Annotated in this window: 24 protein-coding genes and 1 tRNA gene; 10 read left to right on the forward strand and 15 right to left on the reverse strand. The window is 32.7% G+C overall.

Going from position 1 to position 26,927, the window contains the following annotated elements:
• Positions 1–22: 22 nt before the first annotated feature.
• The 3 genes from CDH49_RS07930 to CDH49_RS07940 all read right to left on the reverse strand — a co-directional run bounded on the left by CDH49_RS07930 (position 23) and on the right by CDH49_RS07940 (position 1,565).
• On the reverse strand, positions 23–814 hold the full coding sequence (locus CDH49_RS07930; protein ID WP_100614981.1) for an MbnP family protein: 792 nt from the start codon (positions 812–814) through the stop codon (positions 23–25).
• Between the two features lie 76 nt (positions 815–890).
• Entirely contained in the window at positions 891–1,274 is a 384-nt protein-coding gene (locus CDH49_RS07935; protein WP_100614982.1) for a hypothetical protein, read from the reverse strand.
• A 93-nt stretch (positions 1,275–1,367) separates the two neighbouring features.
• Positions 1,368–1,565, reverse strand: a complete 198-nt coding sequence (locus tag CDH49_RS07940) for a hypothetical protein (protein WP_100614983.1) — start codon at positions 1,563–1,565, stop codon at positions 1,368–1,370.
• A gap of 351 nt (positions 1,566–1,916) precedes the next feature.
• Here CDH49_RS07940 and CDH49_RS07945 point away from each other — a divergent pair, with 351 nt between their 5' ends.
• Positions 1,917–5,366, forward strand: a complete 3,450-nt coding sequence (locus CDH49_RS07945; RefSeq protein ID WP_100614984.1) for a proprotein convertase P-domain-containing protein — start codon at positions 1,917–1,919, stop codon at positions 5,364–5,366.
• A gap of 78 nt (positions 5,367–5,444) precedes the next feature.
• Here the strand turns inward: CDH49_RS07945 and CDH49_RS07950 are convergent, their stop codons facing one another.
• Complete coding sequence (locus CDH49_RS07950; protein ID WP_100614985.1) at positions 5,445–6,245, reverse strand: TIGR00266 family protein; 801 nt, start codon at positions 6,243–6,245, stop codon at positions 5,445–5,447.
• A gap of 127 nt (positions 6,246–6,372) precedes the next feature.
• Positions 6,373–6,828 (reverse strand): DUF4442 domain-containing protein, encoded by a 456-nt coding sequence (locus CDH49_RS07955; protein ID WP_100614986.1) that lies wholly within the window; start codon positions 6,826–6,828, stop codon positions 6,373–6,375.
• Between the two features lie 168 nt (positions 6,829–6,996).
• Here CDH49_RS07955 and CDH49_RS07960 point away from each other — a divergent pair, with 168 nt between their 5' ends.
• The 6 genes from CDH49_RS07960 (at position 6,997) to CDH49_RS15620 (ending at position 11,318) form a co-directional block, all read left to right on the forward strand.
• On the forward strand, positions 6,997–7,443 hold the full coding sequence (locus CDH49_RS07960) for a DUF4870 domain-containing protein (protein ID WP_100614987.1): 447 nt from the start codon (positions 6,997–6,999) through the stop codon (positions 7,441–7,443).
• A gap of 48 nt (positions 7,444–7,491) precedes the next feature.
• The gene (locus CDH49_RS07965; protein WP_100614988.1) at positions 7,492–7,833 is read left to right on the forward strand and encodes a PadR family transcriptional regulator; all 342 of its coding nucleotides are present in this window, start codon (positions 7,492–7,494) and stop codon (positions 7,831–7,833) included.
• Positions 7,830–9,602 (forward strand): PspC domain-containing protein, encoded by a 1,773-nt coding sequence (locus CDH49_RS07970; RefSeq protein WP_100614989.1) that lies wholly within the window; start codon positions 7,830–7,832, stop codon positions 9,600–9,602. The genes CDH49_RS07965 and CDH49_RS07970 overlap by 4 nt, the downstream gene beginning before the upstream one ends.
• 108 nt (positions 9,603–9,710) lie before the next feature.
• On the forward strand, positions 9,711–10,496 hold the full coding sequence (locus tag CDH49_RS07975; protein ID WP_100614990.1) for a head GIN domain-containing protein: 786 nt from the start codon (positions 9,711–9,713) through the stop codon (positions 10,494–10,496).
• Between the two features lie 163 nt (positions 10,497–10,659).
• A complete protein-coding gene (locus tag CDH49_RS07980) occupies positions 10,660–11,133 on the forward strand; it encodes an arsenate reductase family protein (protein WP_100614991.1) in 474 nt (157 codons plus the stop codon).
• Between the two features lie 11 nt (positions 11,134–11,144).
• Positions 11,145–11,318 (forward strand): hypothetical protein, encoded by a 174-nt coding sequence (locus CDH49_RS15620; RefSeq protein ID WP_157805283.1) that lies wholly within the window; start codon positions 11,145–11,147, stop codon positions 11,316–11,318.
• Between the two features lie 71 nt (positions 11,319–11,389).
• Here CDH49_RS15620 and CDH49_RS07985 read toward each other — a convergent pair whose 3' ends face one another.
• The 7 genes from CDH49_RS07985 to CDH49_RS08015 all read right to left on the reverse strand — a co-directional run bounded on the left by CDH49_RS07985 (position 11,390) and on the right by CDH49_RS08015 (position 18,737).
• Positions 11,390–11,971, reverse strand: a complete 582-nt coding sequence (locus CDH49_RS07985; RefSeq protein ID WP_100614992.1) for a YceI family protein — start codon at positions 11,969–11,971, stop codon at positions 11,390–11,392.
• Between the two features lie 123 nt (positions 11,972–12,094).
• Positions 12,095–13,369 (reverse strand): hypothetical protein, encoded by a 1,275-nt coding sequence (locus tag CDH49_RS07990; RefSeq protein WP_100614993.1) that lies wholly within the window; start codon positions 13,367–13,369, stop codon positions 12,095–12,097.
• Between the two features lie 48 nt (positions 13,370–13,417).
• Positions 13,418–13,948, reverse strand: a complete 531-nt coding sequence (locus CDH49_RS07995) for a YceI family protein (RefSeq protein WP_239970615.1) — start codon at positions 13,946–13,948, stop codon at positions 13,418–13,420.
• Between the two features lie 471 nt (positions 13,949–14,419).
• Positions 14,420–15,619 (reverse strand): sensor histidine kinase, encoded by a 1,200-nt coding sequence (locus tag CDH49_RS08000; RefSeq protein WP_162296712.1) that lies wholly within the window; start codon positions 15,617–15,619, stop codon positions 14,420–14,422.
• 935 nt (positions 15,620–16,554) lie between these two features.
• Positions 16,555–17,115 carry a helix-turn-helix domain-containing protein gene (locus CDH49_RS08005; RefSeq protein WP_100614995.1) on the reverse strand — a complete coding sequence of 187 codons (561 nt, stop codon included), beginning with the start codon at positions 17,113–17,115 and terminating at the stop codon, positions 16,555–16,557.
• Between the two features lie 142 nt (positions 17,116–17,257).
• Complete coding sequence (locus tag CDH49_RS08010; protein ID WP_100614996.1) at positions 17,258–17,611, reverse strand: cupin domain-containing protein; 354 nt, start codon at positions 17,609–17,611, stop codon at positions 17,258–17,260.
• Between the two features lie 1,052 nt (positions 17,612–18,663).
• A tRNA-Pro gene (locus CDH49_RS08015) sits at positions 18,664–18,737 on the reverse strand.
• Between the two features lie 297 nt (positions 18,738–19,034).
• On the opposite strand from CDH49_RS08015, the gene CDH49_RS08020 reads away from it, so the two are divergent.
• Both CDH49_RS08020 and CDH49_RS08025 read left to right on the forward strand, forming a co-directional pair.
• The gene (locus CDH49_RS08020; RefSeq protein ID WP_100614997.1) at positions 19,035–20,171 is read left to right on the forward strand and encodes a DUF4249 domain-containing protein; all 1,137 of its coding nucleotides are present in this window, start codon (positions 19,035–19,037) and stop codon (positions 20,169–20,171) included.
• Between the two features lie 50 nt (positions 20,172–20,221).
• Entirely contained in the window at positions 20,222–22,594 is a 2,373-nt protein-coding gene (locus CDH49_RS08025) for a TonB-dependent receptor (RefSeq protein WP_239970617.1), read from the forward strand.
• A gap of 78 nt (positions 22,595–22,672) precedes the next feature.
• On the opposite strand, the gene trxB is transcribed toward CDH49_RS08025, so the two are convergent.
• The 3 genes from trxB to CDH49_RS08040 all read right to left on the reverse strand — a co-directional run bounded on the left by trxB (position 22,673) and on the right by CDH49_RS08040 (position 25,470).
• The gene (trxB, locus tag CDH49_RS08030; RefSeq protein ID WP_100614999.1) at positions 22,673–23,653 is read right to left on the reverse strand and encodes a thioredoxin-disulfide reductase; all 981 of its coding nucleotides are present in this window, start codon (positions 23,651–23,653) and stop codon (positions 22,673–22,675) included.
• A gap of 226 nt (positions 23,654–23,879) precedes the next feature.
• Positions 23,880–24,743, reverse strand: coding sequence for an AraC family transcriptional regulator (locus tag CDH49_RS08035; RefSeq protein WP_100615000.1), 864 nt, complete (start codon positions 24,741–24,743; stop codon positions 23,880–23,882).
• A 61-nt stretch (positions 24,744–24,804) separates the two neighbouring features.
• Positions 24,805–25,470: an RNA polymerase sigma factor gene (locus tag CDH49_RS08040; RefSeq protein WP_239970618.1), complete on the reverse strand. Its 666-nt coding sequence runs from the start codon at positions 25,468–25,470 to the stop codon at positions 24,805–24,807.
• A 218-nt stretch (positions 25,471–25,688) separates the two neighbouring features.
• On the opposite strand from CDH49_RS08040, the gene CDH49_RS08045 reads away from it, so the two are divergent.
• Positions 25,689–26,831, forward strand: coding sequence for a FecR family protein (locus CDH49_RS08045; protein ID WP_100615002.1), 1,143 nt, complete (start codon positions 25,689–25,691; stop codon positions 26,829–26,831).
• Positions 26,832–26,927: the final 96 nt, after the last annotated feature.

Raw genomic sequence — 26,927 nt, forward strand, 5'->3', positions numbered from 1 at the left:
TTTTTTTACCCATTACATTACATTAGTTGTTATGTACATGGTGTACCTCAAAAATACCTTTCAAGTTATCGGCAATAACAGGTGTGGTTTCTGAACTTGTGTGCACTTGACTATAGCCATCTGCAAAGTTTACAGAAGTTGCACCATCAAAAACTTTAGAAATATCTGCTTTTATATGAATCTCCGGATGAGCAGTTTCCCGAACTCTTGCTGTATTTGGCAGTGTTAATGTAACTTCCCTATAATTATCTAAAGATGTACCAACGCTACCCATGTGTATTGCTAGAGCTTCATCGGTTACAGAACTACTGGAGTATGTTCCATCAAAACGCATAAATCTATAACCGGTGGCCCAAGCCCATAACATCCCTGCCTCTTCTGCTTCAGCTAAAAAATCGCCCTGATCTTCTGCTCCCAACAAGAATCGTTCTTGGTCTATCCCAATACCAAAGGTGATTTCGGTATAATCTGCCGCAAAAACATTGTTTAATGTTATAAATATTTCACCTGCATTGTTACCATTAGCCTCATCAATAATAAACACATTATTGGCTGTTGGATAGATGAACATGTTGCCTTTGGAATCCTTAACTCTAACATTACTAATGATATATTTTAGTGTAGTAAGTTTGTAAGATTCGCCATTGGATTTGTTGTAGGAAGTTCCAAAAATAAAATCTTGATCACCCACCCCATTATCGAATTTTAAGTCTAAAGTTCCCGTTTGCCCTGTTAAGTCTTCTTTATCATCTGAAGAACATGATATAATAGATATGCATAGCAATAATGCCAATGCTAATTTTGTAATTGTCATTGTTATAAATTTAATATTTAAGTGCCATTGAAGGCAAGCACTTGAAAAAGCCTTGTAAAAAACTAAATATTAAATTTTATGAAATGGGAGGTTTGAAATTATTGAATTCCGATAGAAACGTGTAATTAGCAGTATACCCAAATATGTTTTTATTAGAAACTTGGGCATAAAAATTATTGAATTTCATATCTGATTGAATAGAAATATATACAGGAATGAATGATTCGAATATGCTATTTAAGAATTTGTTACTGTTTCCTTGATCGGAATCTGAAGCTTTGTTTAACTTTTGCGCTAAAAAGCATTTACCGTCGCATTGTAACTCGGGTTTGTTTTTATTAACGCAATATTGTTCTATAATTGAATTTATATTTAGCCCATAATAAGCCAAACACCCTAAGTAATACATGGGGCGTAAGGAAAAAACCAATAGCAAGGATATAACAATAAGCTTTTTCACTAGTAGTTTGTTTTTCGCAAATATACAATTCAACCGAAAACAATCACCATGAAATAATATGAAAATAAAAAAGCGACCAAAAGGTCGCTTTTTCTATGATTTCAGATAAATTAAACATTTATCAAGATCTGGATTTTGCCTTACTAGTGAAAGAATAAACTCTTTTAATTCTTCGATCTCATAAGGTAACAATCGTTCTACTGCTTTTTGAACTTCTTTACAGAACAGTGTCGCATCAAAACTAACTTTATTAAGTATGGTCTTGGTATACTCAAGCATTGCTCTAGCCATGGTTTTTTATCGGTTTTATTAGGTTTACAATAAAAGGTAGATTTGTATTATAAGCTGTAAATTTAAAATTCCGTTCATAAATTTAATAAAAAATATCAAAGAATTTTAAATTTTAATTAAAATTAACTTTTAAATTAATTAACTAAAATTAGGGCTAAACAAGTTCTTTTATATGATATTTTAAATGAATTAAGCTTTTTAGTAATTAATTTCGCTGTTTTAGTAACTTTCTGTTCAGTAAATATTTTTAAAAATCCCCTTAAATCTATAGTTTTACGGCAATAAATCTCTCAAATAGTAAATTGCTAAGTAAACCAGTATTATCCCTCAACCCTCAATGTCTCTCACACAATGAAAATTTTTAAATTATTTTCAACACTCATTATTTTTTTGTTTTTTTTAAATCCTAGAATCCTTTTTGGCCAAGACATATGTACCAATTACGCAACAACTCCAAACACAACAATTTCCAGTAGCGGAGCTGGCAATACATATAACTCTGTCATCAATGTGCCAGATTCTTATGTAATTATTGATATAAATGTTACTGTTAATATTTCTCACACACGGAATGATGATTTAGATATTTATTTAATATCACCATCTGGTACAATCGTAGAATTATCTACTGATAATGGAGGAAATGGAGACAATTACAACAATGTTACTTTTGATGATGCCTCAGTAAATAATTTGCCTAATGGCAACACCTCTCTTTCTGGCTCGTATCGTCCAGAAGGCTCTTTAGCCGATTTTAATGGAGAAAATTCTAGTGGCAACTGGATTTTAAGAGTTATAGATGATAGAAACACAAACGGAGGAACCATTAACAGTATCACTTTAAACTTGTGCTATGCCCCTACTCCTATAGGTGGTTACTCTGGGCCTGGTGGTGTTGGCTCAAATGATGGCACTTCGGATTTAATAATATGGTACAGACCTGATAACGGCATTTCAACTACAGGCACTTTAATTGATAGTTGGATAAATTCAGCAGGAGTTCCTGCATTCGATATTAGTGAAACAGGAACACAAAGACCTACACTAATTTCAGGAGCCATTAACGGTTATGATGAAGTAAGTTTTAACGGAAGCAATAGATTAAGAACAGGACTAACACTTAATTCTTCCAATTTTATAGTAAACCAAGCATCCTCTTTCATTATTACAAGAGCAGATAATATATGGCAAACATCATCAGTTTATCTAACAGATGGTCTTGATGGAAATAGATTTTCTAACCATATCCCTTGGGCTGGAAGCGTTTATTTTGATATAGGAAACTGCTGCGGTACTGATGCAAGAATTGAGGTTGGTGGATTAACTGGTTTAAACAACTACTCCATTTGGTCTTATGATGCAAACCCAGCTTCAGGCAAACAACTGTACCGTAATGAAGATTTACTACAGGATAGGGCAAGCTCTTCAACCTTCACAAATTATGCAGGACATCAGTTTAATTTGGGGGGCAATACTTCTGGGTCAAATGGATTTATGGGAGATGTTGGCGAGCTAATAATTTTTAAAACTAAAGTGAATACAGCGCAACGCATTATAATAAACAATTATCTATCAGCTAAATACAACCAACCGCTAGCATCAAATGATATTTACTCTAGAGACAATCCTGGTAATGGAGATTTTGACCATCATGTGGCCGGTATAGGACAGGCTAACGATGGTTCTAACCACACCGATTCTCAAGGCACTGGTATTGTACGCATAAGCAATCCATCGACATTATCTAATAATAAATTTTTATTTTGGGGTGAAGAAACTATAAACCCTACTTATAATTTTAGCACAAATACCACAAATTATACAGAACAGCTAAACTCTAGATGGCGTGTGAGTCAACCAGGAAATAACATTGGAAACGTAACAATTTCCTTCGATATTAGTGGTATAGATTTATCGGGAAAACAAAGTTGTGTAGATTTAGAATTGGTAATTGATAATAATTATGATTTTTCATCACCAAGTAATGTTTATCCTTTAACCATTGTTGGTAATACTGCTACAGCTACTGGAGTTGAATTGCTAAACAATCGCTATTTCACATTACGCTACACCGATCAAATTGTTTGGAATGGCTCAAACTTTTATAATGGTGCAGGTGCTGGAAATGCTCCAAACAATACCGATTCATGTTTAAAATTAACCGTGAAATCTGGAGTTGCGGCTAATTTAATTTTTGATGCCCATGTGAGAGAAGTTGAAATAGAATCAGGAGCCACTTTAAACATAGCCAACGGTGTATTACTAGAAACAGAAAACCAAGTTGTTATAAATGGAATTTTAGACCTGTTAGGCGAAGCCCAACTGATTCAAAACCATGCTGGCCCCAGTTTAAATTCTGGGACTGGAAGTTTAAGGGCCAAGCAACAAGGCACCACGAACGCTTTTAATTATAATTATTGGAGTTCTCCAGTAGCTAGAAGTGGTAATTGGCAAATTGGTTATTTAGAAGATGCCCATGGGCCACTGTTTTTTACACCTGGCATAAACCCAAACCCTGCAACATCTCCCATAACATTAAGTAGCAGATGGCTATATAGCTACAAGGGTCCTTCTGGGAATTATAATGTTTGGTCAAAGCTATCCCCTACCACTAATTTATCGCCCGGCGTTGGATATACCATGAAAGGTTCTGGAGGATCAGCTTCAGAAGAAGAATATATTTTTAGAGGTATTCCCAACGATGGGACTTATAACATTCCAGTAACAGCAGGGACAGATTTTTTAACAGGAAATCCATATCCATCGGCATTAAACGCCAATCAATTTATTACAGATAATTTGTCCGTTATCGATGGCTCCCTGTATTTTTGGGAATCATTTACCACCAATAATAGCCATTACTTATCTGATTATGAAGGTGGTTATGCAGCTCGAAACTTACTGCTCGCCATACCAGCTGTGGCAGACAACTCTGGACTAACAAGTGGTTTAGGTGTTCCAGCTAAGCCTGCTCCTACGCCATTTATCAATGTTGGCCAAGGGTTCTTTACAACCATAACAAATTCGGGAACTCTAACTTTTACCAATGCCCAACGTGCCTTTGCAAGAGAATCCCTAGGCGCTACAGTATACTATAAAACCAATAACACTAAGGAAACCATAGATGATAGACCTAAAATTTGGTTTTCATTCACAACTCCCAAAGGTCAAATTAGAATAATAGCACTTGGATATGACAGCCATACAACAAAAGGCTATGATAAGGGCTACGATGCTAAATCCTATGATAACTTAAAGAATGATTTATATTGGTTATTAGACGATGAGGCCTTAGTTATTCAAGCCCTTCCAAGCATAAATATAGAAGATGATTTACCTTTAGAGATAAAAACTGCCGATGCTGGTTTGTATAAATTTTCGATTAACAAAATGGAAAACCTTCCTGACAATCTAAATATTTATTTATTGGATAAAAACCAAAACATCTATTATAATTTAAGGAATACTGAAGCTCATCTCTTATTGGATAAAGGCATTTTTAATGACTATTCTATTGTTTTTACGGAAGATCAATCGTTAGGCACAACACCTATTGAAGATAAAAACATATTTGTATCCTATAATTCGAATACCAAAACCCTTAAACTTTATATCAAACAGCCATTGAATGATATAGAAAGTTTTCAAATTTACAATACCCTAGGGCAAGCCATTTTAAATATAAAAACACCTGAATCCAATAGTATTGATATCTCTAGTTTACCAAATAGCATTTACTTTCTTAAAGTAAATACAATACATAATGAAAATTCAAAAAGTATAAAATTTGTTAAGTATTAATATGCGATTAACTGTAAAAGCAAAAAGCTTGGAAATGATTTCCAAGCTTTTTGCTTTTATTAAACAATATCATAACTTTCAAAAACGGTTATCACCATCTAAAATATTACCCAAGCCGCCCAAAATACTGCCTTCACCTTTATCCTTTCCTCCTCCTTGTGGCGCGGATGCTAATACCCTACCCGCCAACCTACTAAACGGTAAGGATTGGACATAAACGGTACCCGGGCCTTGAAGTTTGGCATAAAATAATCCTTCACCACCAAAAATGGTATTTTTAATACCTCCAATAAATTCAATATCGTAATCCACTTCTTGGGTAAAACCAACAATACAACCAGTATCGACCCTTAAAACCTCACCACGTTGCAATACTTTTTTAGCCATGGTACCACCAGCATGCACAAATGCCATACCATCACCTTCCAATTTTTGCATGATGAATCCTTCACCACCAAAAAGGCCGCGCCCTAAACGTTTGCTAAATTCAATACCAATGCTTACACCTTTAGCAGCGCATAGAAAAGCATCCTTTTGGCATATAAATTTGCCTCTGTACTCTGTTAAATTTATTGGGATTATTTTTCCTGGATATGGGGACGCGAAGGATACTTTTCTTTTACCTATCACATTATTATAGAAAGCTGTCATAAACAAACTCTCTCCAGTAAGAATACGTTTTCCTGCTCCTAAAATTTTCCCTAAAAAACCCGAATCGTTTTGCGAACCATCGCCAAAAATGGTTTCCATTTTAATACCATCGTCCATCATCATAAAACTGCCTGCTTCGGCAACTACCCCTTCCTGTGGGTCTAATTCTATTTCTACGTATTGCATTTCTTCGCCGTAGATGGTATAATCAATTTCGTGTGCGGTCATATTATTGTTGATTTGTTGATTCGTTGATTTGTTGACAGTTTTGAATATTTGTTACAGTTTTTTTGTTAGTTGTTGAGATGTTTATTGTTGAGTTGTAAATCAACTAAACGACTCTACGACAAACGACTTACCCCTTTACTTTTATACTCCATTGAAATTTAAAGGTAGAGACTTCTAATCCTTCTTCGTTGGTTCCAACAGATGTCATCCAAAGCGTTTGCCCTTCCCCTGTTTCAATGGCTTTATTTATAGCATCTTCAATCATCTGACCCTCATTACAAACAAACGTGATTAAACCTGTTGCTTTTTTAGTGAACGTAGATTCATTTTTTACAACTAGCATGGATATGGGCTTACTTGATTCTTGAATTTTCATCATCATTAAAGCACCGGTTGAGAACTCCGCTGCCATACCTTGCACAGCCCAAAACATGGATTTAAAAGGATTTTGGTTAATCCATCGATGCCGAACAGTTACAACGCATTTACCACTATCTATATATTTTGCTCGAACACCACAAAAATAAGCAGATGGCAATTTGAACATGGTATATGTATTTAGCTTACTTGGTATTATTTTCATTTAGAAACATTTAATTTTTACTAAGTTATAAAAATATCATCTAACTATAAATGTTAATATTATGTTAAATAATACTACTATGCGTAACATAATACCTTCTTAAAGACATATATTTGCATAAGAAACTATTATACGTTTCAAGAAAACACAACATCAATCAAAAAAATCATGTTAGACACGCACCAAAAAAACATCGCCACATTTATTCACTTATCCACGTTTAGTAGGTTTATAATTCCGTTAGGGAATTTTATAGGCCCCATCATTCTTTGGATAGCCAACAAAGAAAAATCGGAGTTTATAGATAACCACGGAAAACAAGCCATCAACTTTCAATTGAGTGTTTTACTTTATACCATTATTCTAGGAACCATTTCCATTCCCTTTTTTGTTTTCAAACTATTTCATGGTTTAGACTTTATAGATTTTAATGGTTTTAATGATTTTCATATTAGTTTGGGCAAACCCTCGCCATTGTTATATATAGGTGGCGGCCTAGGAGTTATAGCCGTTGTAGGTTTCATCATAGAACTTGTATTAATAGTAAAGGCTAGTTTAAAAGCAAGGGATGGCGAACACTATCAATATCCATTAAGCATAAATTTCATCAAATAATCATCAATCAAAAAATGAACAGTTTCACCAAATTAAACGAATGACACTATGAAAATAGAAAACACAAAAGCACAAATGCGTAAAGGTGTTTTAGAATACTGCATACTATCGGTCTTAAAAGATGAAGACGCGTATGTTGCCGAAATTCTAGACACACTTAAAGACGCCAAGTTGCTTGTTGTAGAAGGTACCATTTACCCACTACTAACAAGATTGAAAAACGCTGGACTTTTAAATTACCGATGGGAAGAATCCTTGTCGGGTCCACCAAGAAAGTACTACGGTTTAACCGAAACCGGTAAACTATTTTTAAAAGAATTAAACACAACCTGGAGTGAACTGCAAAATGCGGTAAACTTAGTAACAAGCCAAAAAACACCAAAAAAATGAATAAAACTGTCAACATAAATTTAGCTGGTATATTCTTCCACATTGATGAAGATGCATACTTAAAATTACAACGCTATCTTGAGTCTATAAAACGTTCATTTACAGATTCTCAAGGCCGTTCTGAAATCATTTCAGATATTGAAGCTCGTATTGCCGAACTATTTAGCGAACGTGTTATACACGATAAACAAGTGATAGGCACTAAAGAAGTGGACGAGGTTATTGCCATTATGGGACAACCCGAAGACTACCTTGTGGATGATGATATTTTTGAGGATGAACCACAATCGACTTCATACAAAAAATCTGGATCTAGCAAAAAACTATTTAGAGATACTGACAACTCGTATATAAGCGGTGTATCTTCTGGTTTGGGACATTATTTGGGTATTGATGCCGTTTGGATGCGTTTATTATGGATAATTCTAACTATTGCATCTGGAGGCACCTTTATTGTTATTTATATCCTTTTTTGGATTTTAGTTCCAGCGGCTATAACTACTGCGGAAAAAATAATGATGACGGGAGAACCTGTTAACATTAGCAACATTGAAAAAAAAATCAAAGACGGCTTTGAAAATGTCGCAGATAATGTTTCGGAGGCGGCTAAAAATGTTTCTAAATCGGTTTCTGGTGCAGCAAAAAAAGGGAGTAGTTCCATAAAATCCAGTTCTAAAAACTTTTTTGATACGCTTGCAGACATCATTATGTTTTTCTTTAAAATCATTGCGAAATTTATTGGTATTCTCTTTATAATCATTGGTGCTTCTGCCCTAGTTGGCTTAATTATAGCTTTATTCTCACTAGGTGTTGCAGATATTGTACATATACCAGGGATAGATTTTGTAGACATTGCTAATTCTGGAAATACCCCTATATGGTTAATCTCTTTATTTGTATTTTTTGCCGTTGGCATTCCATTTTTCTTCCTATTCTATTTGGGATTGAAAATCTTAATCAATAACTTAAAATCCATTGGCAACATAGCTAAATTCACTTTGTTAGGTTTGTGGTTATTCTCCATTATTGCATTAGTAATTATTGGCATTAGAGAAGCCAGCGAACATGCTTTTAACGAACGTACCATTGAAAAACAATACCTTCAAATAAAACCCATGGACACATTAAGAGTTACAATGGCAGAAAATGATTTATATAGAAATTCGTATAGAACCAATGGTTTTAAAATTGCAAATAACGAGAACGGAGATAAAACCATTTATAGGCAAGACATCTCTATTTTAGTAAAATATACAACGGATACGATTGCCACCATTGGTATTGAAAAAAGTGCTGATGGCAGAAATTATGAAAAAGCCATTACACGTGCTAAGAACATAAACTATAATTACTCATTTACTAACAATCAATTGGTATTGGATTCTTTCCTTTCAACCAGCCCCGATAATAAAATGAGTGATCAAGAAGTGGTAATTACACTTTATTTACCTGTCAATTCCGTAGTGTATTTCGATAAAAGCACCAAGGCATATTTAAATCATTATTCGAATAACGACTACATCGTGTCATCCAAATACACCAATCATTATATAAAAATAACCGAAGATGGTGTTGAATGCGATGATTGTACTGGTGAAGAATTTGAAATCCAAGTTGACACTCCTAATATAAAAATTGATGAAAATGGTGTTGAAATCAATAGTGATGGAAACACATTAAAAATTGATTCAAACGGTGTTAAGGCCGAGTCTGAAGATGTTAAAGTAAATATTAATTCTGAAGGTGTTAGTGTGAAATCTGAAGAGTGATTACAATTCATCGCTAAAAAACAACAAATCAGATATTTAATTTATAAATCAATAATCAATAAATAGATATTTGAACTGTAAAATAAAATCAATCAAATAAAATCAATTATGACAACACTAACAAAAATTATTGTAACAACGCTTTTAAGTCTGTTGTTTTTCTCTTGCAACTTTGATATTAATATAGGTCCAGGAATTGCAGGCAATGGACATGTTGTGGAAGTAACGCGAACCATTAACGGCTCATTTAATGCCATAAAGGCTAGTGAAGGACTTGATGTATATGTAACACAAAGCGATAACGAATCCGTTATTGTTGAAGCTGATGAGAATTTACAAGATCTTATAATTACCGAAGTGGTAGATAACGTTTTAAAAATCCATACAAAAAAGAATATTGGAAATGCCACTTCAAAAAAAGTTATGGTAAGCTTTAAAAATGTATCGCGTATTGCATCAACTAGTGGTAGCAACGTGCACTCCACCAACCCCATTACAGTCCAAAATTTAGTACTGGAAAGCAGTAGTGGAAGCAATATGACGTTAGATGTTAGTACCACGTCTTTAAAATGTAACACTTCAAGTGGGAGCAATATGATATTACAATTAAACACTGAGATTTTAGAATGTCATTCCTCGAGTGGTAGCAATATTAAACTAACGGGAGAAGCTATAAAAATTACCGCTGATGCTTCTAGCGGCAGCAATATAATAGCGGGCGATTTAATTGCTGAATCCAGTCGAGCAAATGCCAGCTCTGGTTCCAATATTACGATAAACACATCAAAAGAACTTATTGCAAAGGCCACTAGCGGTGGTGGTATAAATTATTATGGAAATCCCGAAAGAGTGGAAAAAAGTGATAATCCTTCCGGTAGCATTAGAAAAAAATAACCTTAAAATTTATACGTATAGGTAAGCCTGAATAGTTAACTATTCAGGCTTACTTTTTTATTGGAAACAAAAATCCTATAACACAAATTAAAAATTGTATAACGTAAAAACCTTTTAATTGTTGGTAATTTATAATTATCAAATTTTAAATGATTTAAATAAAATGGGAGTTCTAGCAACAGATGACAAGGAATTAATTTACATCTATTCTAATCAATCTAATCTTGGGAAAAAAGTATTAGCCTATGCACAAAGCAGTGATAAAGTTTTGCGAGCCATTAATATTGATAAAGAAAAAATATCTGATACCATCTGGTTGGAAATTGCAGATATGGTTAATAAACCCTTAGCCGAATTATTCTCTCCCGAGCTAACAGACAGTCATGGAATTGATAATGCCTTAGATTATAACACAGATGATTTACTTAAAATAGTTAATAAAAATCCATCCTTATTACAATATCCCATTGCTATAAACGGAAAAAAGGCCATTTCTATAAAGGACAGGTATGATTTTTTTAAATTTTACAAAAAAGATGGTAGCAACTTTGACAAATCACCAGAAGCTATTAAAAATGGAGAACATGTAGACACCACGGGAGATGATGATGATTTGGACGACACCATTAATTTTTAAATTATTGAATTATGGAAACTCAAGGAAAAGAAGATTTTGAAGTTGTAAAAGAAAAAAACGACAAGAAAAAAAATTACATTTTTAAAAAAGATAATGTAACAAAAACAGGATTTTATATTATCGCCGTTATATTAATCATTTTAATAACAGCCACAATATACTATGGTTTACAAACTCTGGAATAGAATATCATTTCATTAAAAATAAAAAGCCTAAACAAATTAATTTGTTTAGGCTTTTTATATAAATTAAACCACTACTTAATGTTTTTAACGGCTAATTCAAAATTAATTTCAATAACATCTTTAACCACTATAAGTCCTAATGCTTTTTTGGGAGGTTCTAAATTAAAATCCCTAATATTTAAGGCTAAAACACCTTTAATATACAATGTTCCCTCTTCCTTTAATTCAATAGGTACCGTATAAGATTTTGTTATACCGGCAATCTCTAAATCAACCAAGGCATTAATAAGACCATCATTGTTTTGGTCTTTATTTATCTCTCTTAGCTTAATGAATATTTTTGGGTAGGTTTTTGTTTTTAATAATTCTTTAAAATCATTATTTATACCAGGACCACCACAATCAAAATTAACATTCTCTAGAATTAAAGTGGTTTTTTCAAAACTAATTTTATCACCATGACTTTTAAAAGAAATAGGTATTGGCTTATTTAATTTTAATACATCATATTGGCATTTAAAACTATTAACATTGGTTTTTACATTAATAAGCAATTTACTATTGGGAGTAATTATTACCGAGGCTTTTCCAACAAAAGAATCTGTAAAAGCCATCGCTGTTAAAACAGTAATAAAGATTAGTATTTTTTTCATCTCCTTAATTTTATGTAACCAATGCTTTTCTAAATTTAATAAAAGTAAGTCTAAAAATGTATGAGTTTTTGTTATTAATGGCTCATTGATACTTTCAGACTTACTTTATTATGCTTTAATTATTTAGAAACTAATAACAGCCTCTGCCATTAGTCCTTTAAATTTACCTTCATTAAATGGGCTTGATATTGCGTAACCATCATAAGTTTGGTTTACATATTCCAATTTCATTAAAATGTTTTTTGTCATAAACCAACCAGCACCTAGTTGAGTTCTTTTAATTTTTATATCAGCACCACTAGCTTCTTCAGAATCAACTACATTATAACGTCCTCCTATGAAAAAGTTCTCTGTGTTTCCAAATCTATAGATTAATTCACTAGCAAACTGATTAGCTGTTCTATCTTCAACTTCAGTTGATGCTTTACCTTTTGCAGTTTCAATAGTTCCAAAAAACTCTAACCCTTTGTATTTTATGAATGGGTTAATCATAATAGCTGTAATTTCGTTTCTTAAGTTAGGGTTGTATCTACCAGATCTAAAATCATCTGCTGTTGCAGTTGCTGGTATCATAACACCATAGTATCTAGAACCTGCTCTATCTGCATTATACAAGTAAGACATAGGCACATAACCAGTATTGTAAAGTGACCCTGTTAATCTGAATCTCAAATCTTCGTTAATCTGTTTATCATAACCTAACTTAGCCAAGAACGAAGCCCCACCAGTATTGCCAGCAGCTGATTTGTTTATAGATTGGTTTAATTTACCATTAGCAAGTCCTAACATAACTATAAAACCATTTCTTCTATAATAAAGTTCTGCACCAACTTCGGTAGTAAAAGCGTCCATAATTAAATTTCCAACGAATGGGTTATAAATGGCTTGTGCATTATCGGTTCTTCTAAAATGGGCATCACCATAGTTATTTTCCATATGCCCAATTTTGATTGTAGTATATTTCATAAAATCCTCCATGAAACCTTCACTTATAAAATCCAACTTGTCTATTTGAAAATAGCCACCTTTTACATAAGGTTCTGGGTGGTGACGAGAAGATAAATAAGTACGTAAGTGCATTCTAACACCATCAAAAAGAACAACGTCTAAATCTAAATTAGCTGTTGCTAAATTAAAGTTTGCTCCAATTTCTTTTAATTCTAAACCTACCGCGCCTGAGTTTTCATGATCTATAGCTTGGTATTGAAGGGTAGATGCGCCTCCTATTCTTACTTGTATATCATCGAAAGTAGATATGGTATCTTTGGGAGCTTCAAATACATGAACGCCTCTTTGGTCTGGTAGCCTGTAATTGTCCAAATCTCTACTCTGGCCATAAAAACTGAATCCAGTTAATACGATTACTAATAATATTGCTTGTTTAAAAATTGATTTCATAATTTCTGTTTTTTAAAGGTTGTTATTGATTAATTTGATTAATTTAATTTATTTGAATACGGTTGAAAATTTAATAGTAATATCATTGCCAGTAGTTACAGTGCCTAACAATGCTTTAGGTGGATCTACATTAAAATCGGTCATCTTAATTTTTTTCTCACCGGTTAATTTTACACTTGATTTTGTTGTGTTAATGGTAAAATCCAATGGAATTAGTTTTTTGGTTCCCGCAATGGTTAAATTTCCTGTTGCTGAAATAGAGAACGCGCCATTTCCTTTACTAACCACATTTTTAACTTCTACCAATTGAAATGAAATATTTTTATGACTATTGGTTTTTAAAGCTTTATAGGTGTTCTTGTCCATAGCAGATTTTCCACTTTTTAAACTTTCGGCAACTATGTCAATAGTTAATTTTTCTATTTGACCAGCTTCCAGATTTTTGAAACTTATTTTCCCGCTTTTGTTCTCGGAAACAATTTCCCAGTCATGTAAACTGGACGTTCCTAAAATCGTTAAAGTTGATTCTCCATTTGCTAAATTGAACTCTTGTGCTTGAGTTAAATTAACTGTTATCATAAAAAGAACCATTAAACTAAAAACTCTCTTGCTTATTTTTTTACAGGTATTCATATCGGTATTGTTTTTATTAATTATGGGACAAATTTCAGTACAAAGCATAAGTCAAACTATGATTTTCGTCATATCAAAACATGTTGTAAAAATAATAATACATTTATTAAATTAAAATTGCTGTGGGGATTTTAACAATTTGGCAATATTAAATACAACTCATTTCGTGCTAAGAACCTGAATGGCATAAAATAGAAAGAAATTAAAACTTTAAAAACGTTGTATTGATTTTAAAAATTTTGTGAATCAAAAAAAGTATAAATATTTAATTAGCATTTTCTAAAGTCCTTAAATTTTTTGATTGAAATAAACTACGATAGAGAATAAATTAAAAAGATTTAAAAAAATAATGGAGAATTGGGGATAATGAAAATCGTAATCTCCAAATAGCTTTACTCATAATAAACAATGCAAATCTTAGGGAATTAATACTATTGTGAATTCTGTTTCTTGGTTTACTATGCTCTTCACACTTATTTTTCCTCCTAATTTTTCCACTTGAACTTTTACCATATACAGTCCCATTCCTTTTCCTTCGGCTTTCTCAACATGAAAGCGTTTATATAATCCGAAAACATCGTCTCCACTTTTATTTAGGTCAATTCCCATACCGTTATCTTTAAATTTGAGTACAATTTTATCATCGACTAGGTCGCTTTCAATTGAAATCTCCAGTGGCACATTAGGTCTCCTATATTTGACGCTATTTGAAATAAGATTGTAAAAAATGCTATACATGTGACTTTTAATTGTAAAGATTTCATCCACTCTGGTAAAATCTATTTTAAAATCGGCTTTTTCTTTTTCCAGAATGTTCCTAATGCTTTGTTGAATATCACTAACCAGTTTTGAAAAATGGATCAGTTCCTTTTTTTCGTTTAGCTGCTTTCCAAGACTTAAAATAAGATTTAAATCAACAATGACCTCATCTAATCTTTCCGCAGATGTAGTAAGTGCATTCATGATAAATTCTTTTTCACCTACCTCTAAGTCTTTATCATTTATTAATGCTGTCAAACTTATGATATTTGAAACAGGACCTCTTAAATCATGGGAAATGATATTATCAAAGTGCTCGTGGTCCTTATTTCGCTGAACCAAATCTGCTGTGATTTTTTCTTTAAGCGCTTCCTCTTCTTTTTGTTTGGTCACATCCCTAAAAACAAGCACAACCCCCATAATATTTCCTTTTGTGTCAAGAATAGGCGCACAACTGTCGTTTATTGCATATTCCTTTTTTTTATCATGGGAAATCAATACGGTATCTGGAGCCAATAATAATGTTTTTCCTGTTTTGAGAACTGATTCAACTGGATTGTCTCCTTCTTCCCTTGTTAGTTTATGGATGATATGAAACACCTCAACTATGGGCTTGCCTTCTGCTTCTTCGGATTTCCATCCGGTAAGATTTTCAGCTATGGCATTCATCAAAATAACATTTCCCTCCAAATCTGTTGCAATGACACCATCGCCAATACTTTGAAGGATCACCGATTGTCGTTCTTTATCAAATTGCAAAGCCGTATTAAAATACTTTTTCATCTCTTTGATATCCGTAAAAATCGTTTCGGGGTTATTATATATCGGCTTTGAATTTAAAGGCTGCTTATTGTTCATGATTAATGGATTTAATGTTAATAACTTCAATATCAGCATGAATATATTTTATTGTGCTGAGTCCTGAAAAATGATATCTGAGCATTATGATTTATGTATTTTTCATGTGCTTTCGATTAATTAGGGTTTTACTCGAAGATGGTATCCATACTGACTTTTAACTTACAGTAATGGGCTATCAAACAAACTTTTTCAGCTTTTTGTGAAATTTAATTTTCTCTTTTTTATAAATTTTATTTTTATAATTTTTATGTATTTATATAAAGGTGGTTAATTTAATCCCTTGAGGCTTTACATTTAAGTGGTGAAAATTTTCATAAATCACATATTTGAAGTGAATAACTCGACTTATGATTAGATTTGAACGGCCTGAAATTATTCCATGTTTTTAAGAATAGTTTCAAATAATTTTAAAAAAAAAGCAGACATTCAAGTCTGCTTCCTAATACCAAATAAATTGTTTACTTGGCTTTCACCGGACAATTAATTAATAATAGCACTACAAACTTAATCAAGAAATAACGCATTAAGTTATACCTTCTTTAAAGATATTTACATAAATCACAGAAAATATTAAGGCAAAAAAAAGAGCAGCTTTTTAAATCTCTGCTCTTTTAATTTAGGTCAAGTTCAATTTATTACTTTTGCTTAAACTACATGTTTGAATTAGCTTTTTAAATACTAACAACTTCATTTAGGCTTTATAATTTATTTTGCTAACCTTTTAAAGTAAATCTAACGCTATACCAGTTTTAATCTTTCCTGGTTTGCTTTTGGCTCCTGTAGATTTGGGTTGTTTATTTGAGTCACCACTTTATATAAAAAAAAATCTTGTTATTTACTCTCCATGTCCTCATATTACTTTAAGAACTGACACAAAGATGGTTAAAATTATATGGCTCCTATTACATAACTCATAAAGAAATTTATAGATGTTACAGATTTTCTAAATTACCTCTTCGTGTCTTTCCTAGTTTTTTATAAAAAGTTGGAGAATGACCCGTTACTTTTTTAAATTGAGTGGATAAATGGGCCACACTACTATAATGCAACTTATATGATATTTCCGAAAGATTTAATTGGTCATAAAGTATGAGTTCTTTTGCTCTTTCTATTTTATGCTTTATGATGAAATGCTGAATGGTAATACCTTTTACCTCTGAAAACAAGTTGGATAAATAAGTATAATCGTAATTGAGTTTTTCGCTGATATATTCAGAATAGTTGACTTTGGGAACCTCATCGGTATAATGAACCATTTCTATGATAACATTTTTAATTTTATCAATAAGAATGTTTTTTTTATCATCTAGCAATTCCAACCCCGACAATGCTAGATTGCGTTTAAGTTTTACTTTTTGTTCGTCGTTTATGGTCTCTACAATTTCAATCGCACCCAGTTCAATACTTGTATAATGCAAACCCAGTCTTTCCAATTCTTGCTTCACCATAAGTTTGCATCGTAAACTTACCATGTACTTTATATATAATTTCATGTGAAAGTTTTCAATAGGATGTATAATTATTTGTTTGGATGGTGAAAGGTACACGCATTCTACATCAAGTGTGTTACACAACTTTCATGCATAGTTACATAACCTACATCCTTACAAGATAGAACACCTAAAAAACAAGACACTAATCAAAATCTTCATAACCGCTTTTTATGACGGTGGATATCATCTTAAATTGCTCATTGGCAGTAAAGTGATGCCTTTGATTACTAGGAATAACAATACCCTGTCCGAGACCAAGTTGGTACTCAATTTTGTTAATGGTCAGATTGGCGGTACCATCTATAATTTGAATATAGGTATCAAAAGGTGACGTTTTTTCAGCCAATTCTTCGCCAATATCAAAAGACAAAGCGGTAATATTTCCAGTAACTTTTTTAATAATGGTTTTACTCACCACGGCGTTTGGTATATATTGTATGATTTCTACTATAATATGCGGAGTGGCTTTCTCCATTTCATTACCTATTGATTTCATTGTGTTGCTTTTTATTCACTGTTAACGATTATAGTAGACCAAGAGCACATAAATGGGCTATTTAGTTAATAGCTATAATAGCCATCTACCAATTAGTTTAGCTAAATCTTTATTTCATCTATACAGAGTAAAAAAAGCAAGCATATTGTAATACTACGATTTTATATTTTAATGTTCTTAATAATAAAAACAAATAACAAAATAAGGGTTGTTAAGGTTAAGGCTATTAAAACAAACCTCATTATTCTATATTTTAAAAAGATTGATTCCATTGAGGGTTTTTATTTTACTTTTTTACACACTACTTTAATAATAAACACTTACTTATTTTAAGAGCATATAAACAATTATTAAAATTGCTCCTACCTTAAAATGTAATACGATTTATTTATAAATCTTCAAAATTAATAATATAGCAAAGGTGGTGCAATACTATGCCGTATGGATTACATAACATGTTTAAATAGTTACATAATCTACAGATATTTTTTCGTGCAGTTCTGTAATTAAGTAAGCTTTTATGAGCAAAATTATGCAGCACTCCTAGTCTTTTTGTATTTCTGCATAAAACTGAACCTTCATGTAAATTCTGTATGAAAATCAAGTTTGGCAATCAACTAAATCTGTCTCTCAGCGTTGTGGGTTTTTATATGAAGAACAAAAAAAAGCAGGCTTAAAAGCCTGCCTTTTAACAAATGTCACATTAAAATATTCAATAGAATTTCTAACCGACAAACTAACTAACTAACTAACCAACCAACCAACCAATTGATTAACAGCAATAAAGATAATTGTTAGGTCGTAGATTTAGTTACACAGTTTTTGTTTAGATTTACATAAATCACATGTTTCAATAATGAAAACATAGCAGCTTCCTAAATCTTTATTTTATTTCTACTATCTATAAAGATCTCAAAACTTGGTTTAAAAACTCTCAAATAGGAAGTTCAATTCAAGCGTATGGCCTTTTTATATTTCGAATGATTTAAATAAAAAAGACACTGAAAATCAAATCCTTAACAGTGTCTTTAATTTATAAACCCTTGGTTTTGTCGGGATGACAGGATTTGAACCTGCGACCACACGGCCCCCAGCCGTGTACGCTACCGGACTGCGCCACATCCCGTTTTAAAAGTGGGTTCAAAGAAAACACATTTTATTAAAAAATTAAAAATTAATTGTCATTAAAAAAAAGTATTTTTTAAATAGCTCTTTCTACTGGTTTCTCTTCTTCCGTTCTTTTGGATGTCTTTCCTTTGATGCTCCATATAAAATTCTAATTTCTATAGCTTTTCTAGAATAAACCGATACTTATCTTGTTTTTCAAAACAAAAAAACAATCTTTTTAATTTTTAACAGATAATACGTACAGGATCTTATTCTCATTTTCTATATTTGAGAATCGATTCATCCTTGTAAATGTATGCCCACTAAACCAATTTTATTCCACAAAATCATCGTACTTACACTATCGTTTACATTATTAACCTGTACAAATCCAGTTAGTCCAGAATACCAATTTATTGAGGGATTGATTTATATTGAAGGCTTTGTGGGAACTACCGAGGGGTCATCATTTGTAACAATAACAGAATCAGATGTAGCTGTGTACTATAGAAATATCTTTGTCAGCGGAGCTAATGTCTATTTTGTAAATGCAAATTCTGCAGAAAAAATTCCTTTGTTTGAAGATAACTCGCAATACATCCCCGATCCTAATTTTAAAGGAGAATTAGGTGAAAATTGGTTTTTAGAAGTGAATTTGCCCAATGGAAAACAATATCTATCCGAAATTGAAACTATAAATCCATCCGTTCCCATAAAGGAAATTAATGTTAGATATGATAAACAATTGGAGTTTGTTGAAGATTATAAAAAATACGCTCCGGGACACGAAGTATCTGTAACTTTTGATGATCCCGAAAACCAAACCAATTATTATTATTGGCGTTTTAAAACCTATGATAAAGCTCAAATTTGTAAAATTTGTGAAAGAGGTTACTTTAGAGACAATTGTATTCCGTTTGATCCATTTTTCCTCGGATATAGGGAGTACTATACTTATTGGTGCGAATCTGATTGTTGGCAAATAGAATTTGGGAATAAAATCCATATTTTTTCAGATGAGTTCTCCAACGGAGCCACAACCTCATCCCTACCTGTAGCAAACGTGTATTTAACTAGAAAATCAAAAATTCTTGTGGAATTACAGCAGTTTTCACTTACTCCTAAAGCATATGAATATTATCGAACAATCAAGGATTTAATTGATAACAATGGTGGATTTAACGCACCTTTACCAGCTGCACTTATTGGTAACATGTACAACCCAGAAGATTCAAATGAATACGTTTTAGGAAGGTTTACGGCTTCATCAGCCACTACAAAACAGATTATGATAGACCGCACCATGATAGAAGACCAAGTTGTGGGTACCCAACTAAAGACTGTTTCAGAAAATCAAGGCGATCCAGGCTTACCAGTGGATATACTTTTAGTGGCTCCATGTGAAGAAAGTAAATATAGAACCTCAACCGAACCAGAAGGATGGATAGAATGATATCATTACAGATTAACCAAATCCGAAGCTGGTTTGTAATAATAGTTTTTTTGTTTACAACTCAGCTACTTTCAGCTCAAGAATACAAACTATCTTTCCAGATACTAAGTGAAGCTGATAATAGGCCTATTGATAATGCTCAAATAATAATCACGCCTTGTGCATGTGGCGGTGTTACAGATACTAATGGGGAATTTTCAATTAATTTACCCAAAAATACGTATTTAGTAAAAGTCTCTTTCATTGGCTTCAAAACAGCGGAAAGAGAAGTTACACTCGACCAAGACAAAAGATTGCGTTTAACACTTGCCGATGAAGAACAACAACTATCGGAGGTTGTGCTAAGGGCTAAACGGGTTAGCGAACGTTTGGAATCTCCACAAATGGGTGCCGTACAAATGACGGCTGTAGAACTTAATAAAATGCCCGCAGCCATAGGAGAAGTAGACTTATTAAGAAGCATGACACTTTTACCTGGGGTAAATAATGCTGGAGAAGTTAGCAATGGCTTATCGGTTCGAGGTGGCTCACTAGACCAAAACCTTTTGCTATACGATTATGCCCCAGTATTTAATCCTACCCACTTATTTGGTTTATTCTCCATATTTACACCAGAAGCCATTGCCTCAACCGACCTTTATCGCGCCAATATACCTGCACGTTATGGAGGAAGAATTACTTCTGTACTAGATGTTAAGGTAAAAAACCCTTACGTTGATAAGTTAAAATTAAGTGGTGGCATCGGACTTGTTTCCAGCAGATTATCTGTTGAAGCACCCTTAATTAAGGATAAGCTTTTTTTATATGCTGGTACAAGAGCTGGATTTACTGACTTTTTATTGCCCATTGTTTCGAAACGGCTTGAAAACACGAAAGCTCGGTTTTATGATCATACCATAAAGTTACTTTATTTACCAACGGACAAAGACCAAATTTCGTTTACAAATTTTTACAGCAAGGATTTTTACCAACTTGATTTGATTTCCCAAATTGAGAATATCAATGCCAAAAGCAATCAATACGATTTTAAAACCTTCAACAACACGCTTAACTGGACGCACTCATTTACTGATGATTCAAGTATAAGAACTGTTTTATTGCATAGTAGATATACTCCAAAAACATTATTTCCTGAAAGTGAGAATAGTAATGTCATTGAGTATGAATCTCAAATTAATTTTTTAAGTCTCTTTTCTGAATACTCTAAAAGAATAAATGATAAGTTAAATTATTACGTAGGCATACAAGGCAACAGATATAAAATTAAACCTGGCAAACTAGACCCTGGTAACGGTAACAGCATTCTACCAGTTACTTTAGATGATGAAACAAGTTACGAGTTATCGGCTTACACCAATGTTAATTGGAGTCCTTTTGAGCAACTAGCGCTATCTGGTGGACTGCGATTGAATAATTTTTCTTTTGTCGGCCCTTATACCCAAGCCACTTTTGATGAAAGTACAGAAGAAATCACCAACATTACCGAATTTGGCAAAGGTGAAAAGATTAAAACATTCAATTCTATAGAACCTCGATTGGGTGCGAATTTAAAACTAGGAGAAAACACTTCGGTTAAAGCTAGCTACGCTCGTTTGAACCAGTACCTACAAAATATTTATAATTCTACCACGCCCTTGCCAACCTCACGTTGGAAAACATCGGATCCAAATATAGATCCTCAAAAAAGCGATACCTACAGCTTTGGTGTATATCAAAATTTAGATGACAATAATTTAGAACTTGGTGTTGAAGGCTATTATAGAGACATTCAAAACAATTTAACTTACAAACCAGGAGCCGATTTCTTTTTAGAGGAATTTTTAGAGCGCGATATTGTGCAAGCTCAAGGCAAAGCCTATGGTGTGGAATTTAGTTTAAAAAAACCTAATGGACCAGTTAATGGTTGGCTTAACTATACGTGGTCTAGGAGCTTTATGAAAACAAACAGCTTAAAATTAAGTGATAGAATTAACAACAACCAATGGCATCCTTCAGATTTTGATAGGCCCCATGTTTTTAACGGCACCATAAATATTGAAAGTGATAAATACAATACTTGGAGTTTCAATTTTACCGCCCAAACTGGTCGCCCATACTCTGTCGCCAATGGTTATTTCGATTTAGAAGGCATTGACATACCTATATTCTTAGAACGTAATAATGCGCGTTTAAAACCTTATCACCGTCTTGATCTATCTTGGAAAGTAAAGTATAGCAAAAAATTAAATAGACGCTGGGTAGGTGATTGGACATTTACCATTTACAATCTATACGCCAGAAAGAATTCATATAATGTTTATTATACACAACGAACTGGTGATGTGAATTCCCATATTTTTCTTGGAAGCCCTCTAGGTTCTTATGAACTAACTATAATGAATAGTCCCCTATTTGCCCTAACTTACAATTTTGTATTTGATTAAATTTGCTCTTTAGGGCTCACTAGGTTCTATAAATACTAAATACTTTAAGGCATATTCTACTTACAATTAATACAATTATTAATTGTAAGTAGATGTAGATACTTCAAAAGTAGAATCTTTCGCCGCTAAATAACGTTCCGCATCTAAAGCTGCCATACAGCCCGTGCCCGCTGCAGTAACTGCTTGTCTATACACATGGTCTGCTGCATCACCCGAAACAAATACCCCTTCAATATTGGTTTTTGATGTTCCCGGAACATTAATGATATAACCCGTTTCGTCTAATTCTAAATAGTCCTTAAAAATATCGGTATTAGGCTTATGTCCTATGGCAACAAAAAACCCAGTTGCTGGAATTTCGTGTTTTTCATTAGTTATATTATTAAACACCCTAACACCTGTGACTACTTGTCCGTCACCCAAAACCTCATCCGTTTCCGTATTAAACAATATCTCAATATTAGGTGTTTTCTTAACACGGTCTGCCATGATTTTAGAAGCCCTGAATTCATCACGTCTTACAATCATGGTTACTTTTTTACAAAGTTTGGATAGATAATGGGCTTCCTCACAAGCTGAATCGCCCGCCCCAACAATAACGACTTCTTGATTTCTATAAAAGAAACCGTCGCACACAGCACAAGCAGATACGCCGCCTCCTAATTTCAAATATTTTTGTTCAGATTCCAATCCTAAATATTTTGCTGAAGCGCCTGTTGCAATGATAATGGTTTCAGAATGAATTTCTTTTTCATCATTCACCCAAACTTTATGGATATCACCTGAAAAATCAACTTTAGTTATCCAACCATGTCGCACATCGGTTTCAAATCGCTCTGCTTGTTTTTGTAATTCCATCATCATTTCCGGTCCGGTAATCCCTGTTGGATAGCCAGGGAAATTCTCAACTTCATTGGTGGTTGTTAATTGTCCTCCTGGTTGTGTCCCTTGGTATAAAACAGGAGCCATATTAGCTCTCGCTGCATAAATTGCTGCTGTGTAACCTGCAGGTCCAGACCCAATAATTAAACATTTTACTTTTTCAATAGGTTCTGCCATAATCAATAATTCTTTTAATACTGTAAAAGTAGTTTTTTTGTTTTAAACCTTACTAGTAATTTATTAACACTTGGTTATAATGCCATATTTAAAATCTATTTCAAACCAAAAAGCTTTTAGGCATTTTGTTGAAATGGGACCGCTATAAAAACACTGCTAGATCGAAATTATACTCATCGAGCAGAATGTATACTATATGAGTAAAGTTTTCTAGAAAATATACCCTCTACTTTTTATGCTGCTTGGTATACATTGAAGGCGTACAGTTTTTAATTAACTTGAATTTTCGGTTGAAATTAGAAATATTGTTAAACCCTGATTCGTAGCAAATTTCGGTGATGTTATATTTGTTTTCAATTAATAGTTTACAGGCATATCCAATTCTAATTTCGGCAACATATTGAGAAAATGTTTTATTGTTTACCCGTTTAAAAAACCTACTAAAGGCAGAGGCATTCATATGCGCTATTTCTGCGACATTTTGCAAAGTAATTGCCTTATTGAAATTTTTAAATATATAAGCATATACTTTATCTAGAGTCTCGTTTTCGTTTATCTTAAATGAATTAATATATCCTTGGCTAGCCAAAAACTTATACTCTTTATGCCTTGCCAATTTATCTAGAATTATTAAAAACTTTACAGATTTATTAAAACCTTCCAAGCTGGCCATTTCTTGAATCTCATCAATTAATTCTTGGTCTACCCCCAAAAATTTAATCCCATATTGAGCCCTGTTAAAAAGTTCCAAAAGATGTGACATTTCTGGGGTTGAAAAAAAGGTGTTTCCTAAATAGTTTTTTTTGAAGTGAACCCCTATATTTCTTGCCAAAAGGTTAGAGTCCTTTTTAAAATATTTTTCATCATTCAACCACATGTGTGGCAAGTTTTCTCCAATTAAAATGAGCTCACCAGGTTCGAATTTTTCTATGCTATCACCTATAAAACGGGTACCCTCACTTTCTAAATTAAGAGCAAGTTCTAGCTCTGGGTGGTAATGCCATATTTTTAAAAAATAAGGCATTTTATTAACCTGAGTACTAAAAGAAGTATTATCTAAACAACTTCTATCTAAAAAATGAAGTTTCATAAAGGTTTTTACTTAAAATTAACACTAAAAAACAGCGCTTTGCAATACGCGAAAAATACTTCTATTTTTTGAACATAAAGAACAAAAATAGGTTATCTTCTTCAAATGCTTTTCTTATTTTTTTGAATGCAATACGAACTTGTTCTTCCACCGTCCTAGGGGAAATATCCAGTTTATCTGCAATTTCTTTATATTTAAGCCCTTCTTGCTTGCTCATAATAAGTATCCTTTTACATTTTGGCGGTAACTTTTCTATTATTGTTTTTAGCTTATTAATCCGTTTTTCTAAAAGCTCATCATTCTCTTCAATTGAATTTTGTAAAAACTCATACCTCAATTCTTCTAAAAAATCATTCTTGCGTATAGATTTTCTATGGTGGTCTACAAATTGGTTATAGGCTATGGTATACAAATAATTTTTGGGAGATCTTTTAAGTTGCAAATCCTCTTTTTTGTTCCATAATAAAATAAAACTTTGCTGTACGATGTCTTCAGATAGTTCAGTGCTTCTTGTATAAGTTGTAATAAATGCCACTAAAGATTTGTAGTAGCGATTAAATAAAAACTCAAACGCCAATTCATCACCATGCTTTAAAGCCGTAACCAATTTTTCGCTATCCATTGACGAATCCATAGAAAACTCAAATCGTTTATTTTCAACACATTTTACCTTCACGTCTGTACAATATTTGCTTTGATAGTCTTTAATCAACAAGATCTCCTTCACAATAGTACAAATTATCAAAAGGTGTTACTTCCTAATATTTGACCACTAGTGATACTTTTTTTGCCTTAAAAAAACAAATAGTAATAAAAGACACCTATAAAATCATTTTCTGTATCACTAAAACCCGCCAAACTAAAATTTTTTGTTAAAAAAATTACGGGATTTTAAAAACCCATACGTAAACATATACCAACCATTACATTTTTTTAAAAACGTATATGTATAATTTTTACGATAAATTTTTAAGTGATTCCCTAACTCCTGAAGAGGAAGAAGAGTTACAATTTTTGTTAAAAGACAAAAAAAACAAAGAAGCGTTTGAGGCTTATTTACGGGACCTTAGAGACACTTATGCTGCTTTGCAAGAACCAAGTTCAATACAAACTTACTCTAAAATAAAAAAACTTTTGGGTCAACCCAAAAACCAGCCTGCAAAGATTTTAAACATTAACTGGTTTAAATTTGTTGCCGCTGTATTAATCTCTCTATCAATATCATACGTAGGCTTTTATATAATCACAAAGCAAAGTGAAACACCTATATTAAATACGGCTCCTCTTATAACTTTAGAATTAGAAGATGGCAGTATTAAAACCCTTAACGAAACTAACTCAGAAATAATTACCGATTCAAAAGGCGAAAAAATAGTGAGTCAAGAACAAAATCTTCTATTATATTCTAACGAAGTCCATCATGAGGAACAAAAACTTGTTTACAATAAATTAACGATTCCTTACGGAAAAAAATTCCAAATAGTACTATCTGATGGCACGCATGTATTTCTTAATTCTGGATCTTCATTGCGCTACCCTGTAAAATTTATTGATAAACTAAACAGAGATGTCTATTTGGATGGAGAAGCTTATTTTGAAGTAAAAAAAGATGCGGCACATCCTTTTACCGTTATTACTGAGAAAATGAACACCCGTGTTCTTGGAACAAAATTCAATGTATCAAGTTATAAAAATGAGGACAACACATCCTCTGTTTTGGTTTCTGGAGCTATTCATGTTTACAACGCTTCAGAAAATTATAACCTAAATAAGGCTATCAGTATTAAACCTGGTCAACGTGCTTATTTTGATGAAAACAATATTAACGTAGAACAAGTTAATATTCTAAAGTATACTGCTTGGACTGAGGGAAAGCTGTTTTTTGTTGAAGACAGGTTTGATTTGATTCTTAAAAAACTGGAACGCCACTTTAACGTTTCAATCAACAATACCTATGCAGCCCTAGATAAAGAATATTTAACTGGCACATTTGAAACTGAGAATCTAAATCAAATTTTGAAAACGTTTCAAACTTATACTGCATTTAATTATACCTATGAAGGAACTACTATAACAATAACTAAATAATAATTTGCCTATGATAAAAAAACTCAAGCCAAAATAATACTCGATAAAAGCCACATTTTTCGATTATTAAAATAATTAAAATCAAACTAAACTAAA

The sequence above is a fragment of the Confluentibacter citreus genome, from assembly GCF_002807055.1.
GTDB classification, from domain to species: Bacteria; Bacteroidota; Bacteroidia; order Flavobacteriales; family Flavobacteriaceae; genus Confluentibacter; species Confluentibacter citreus.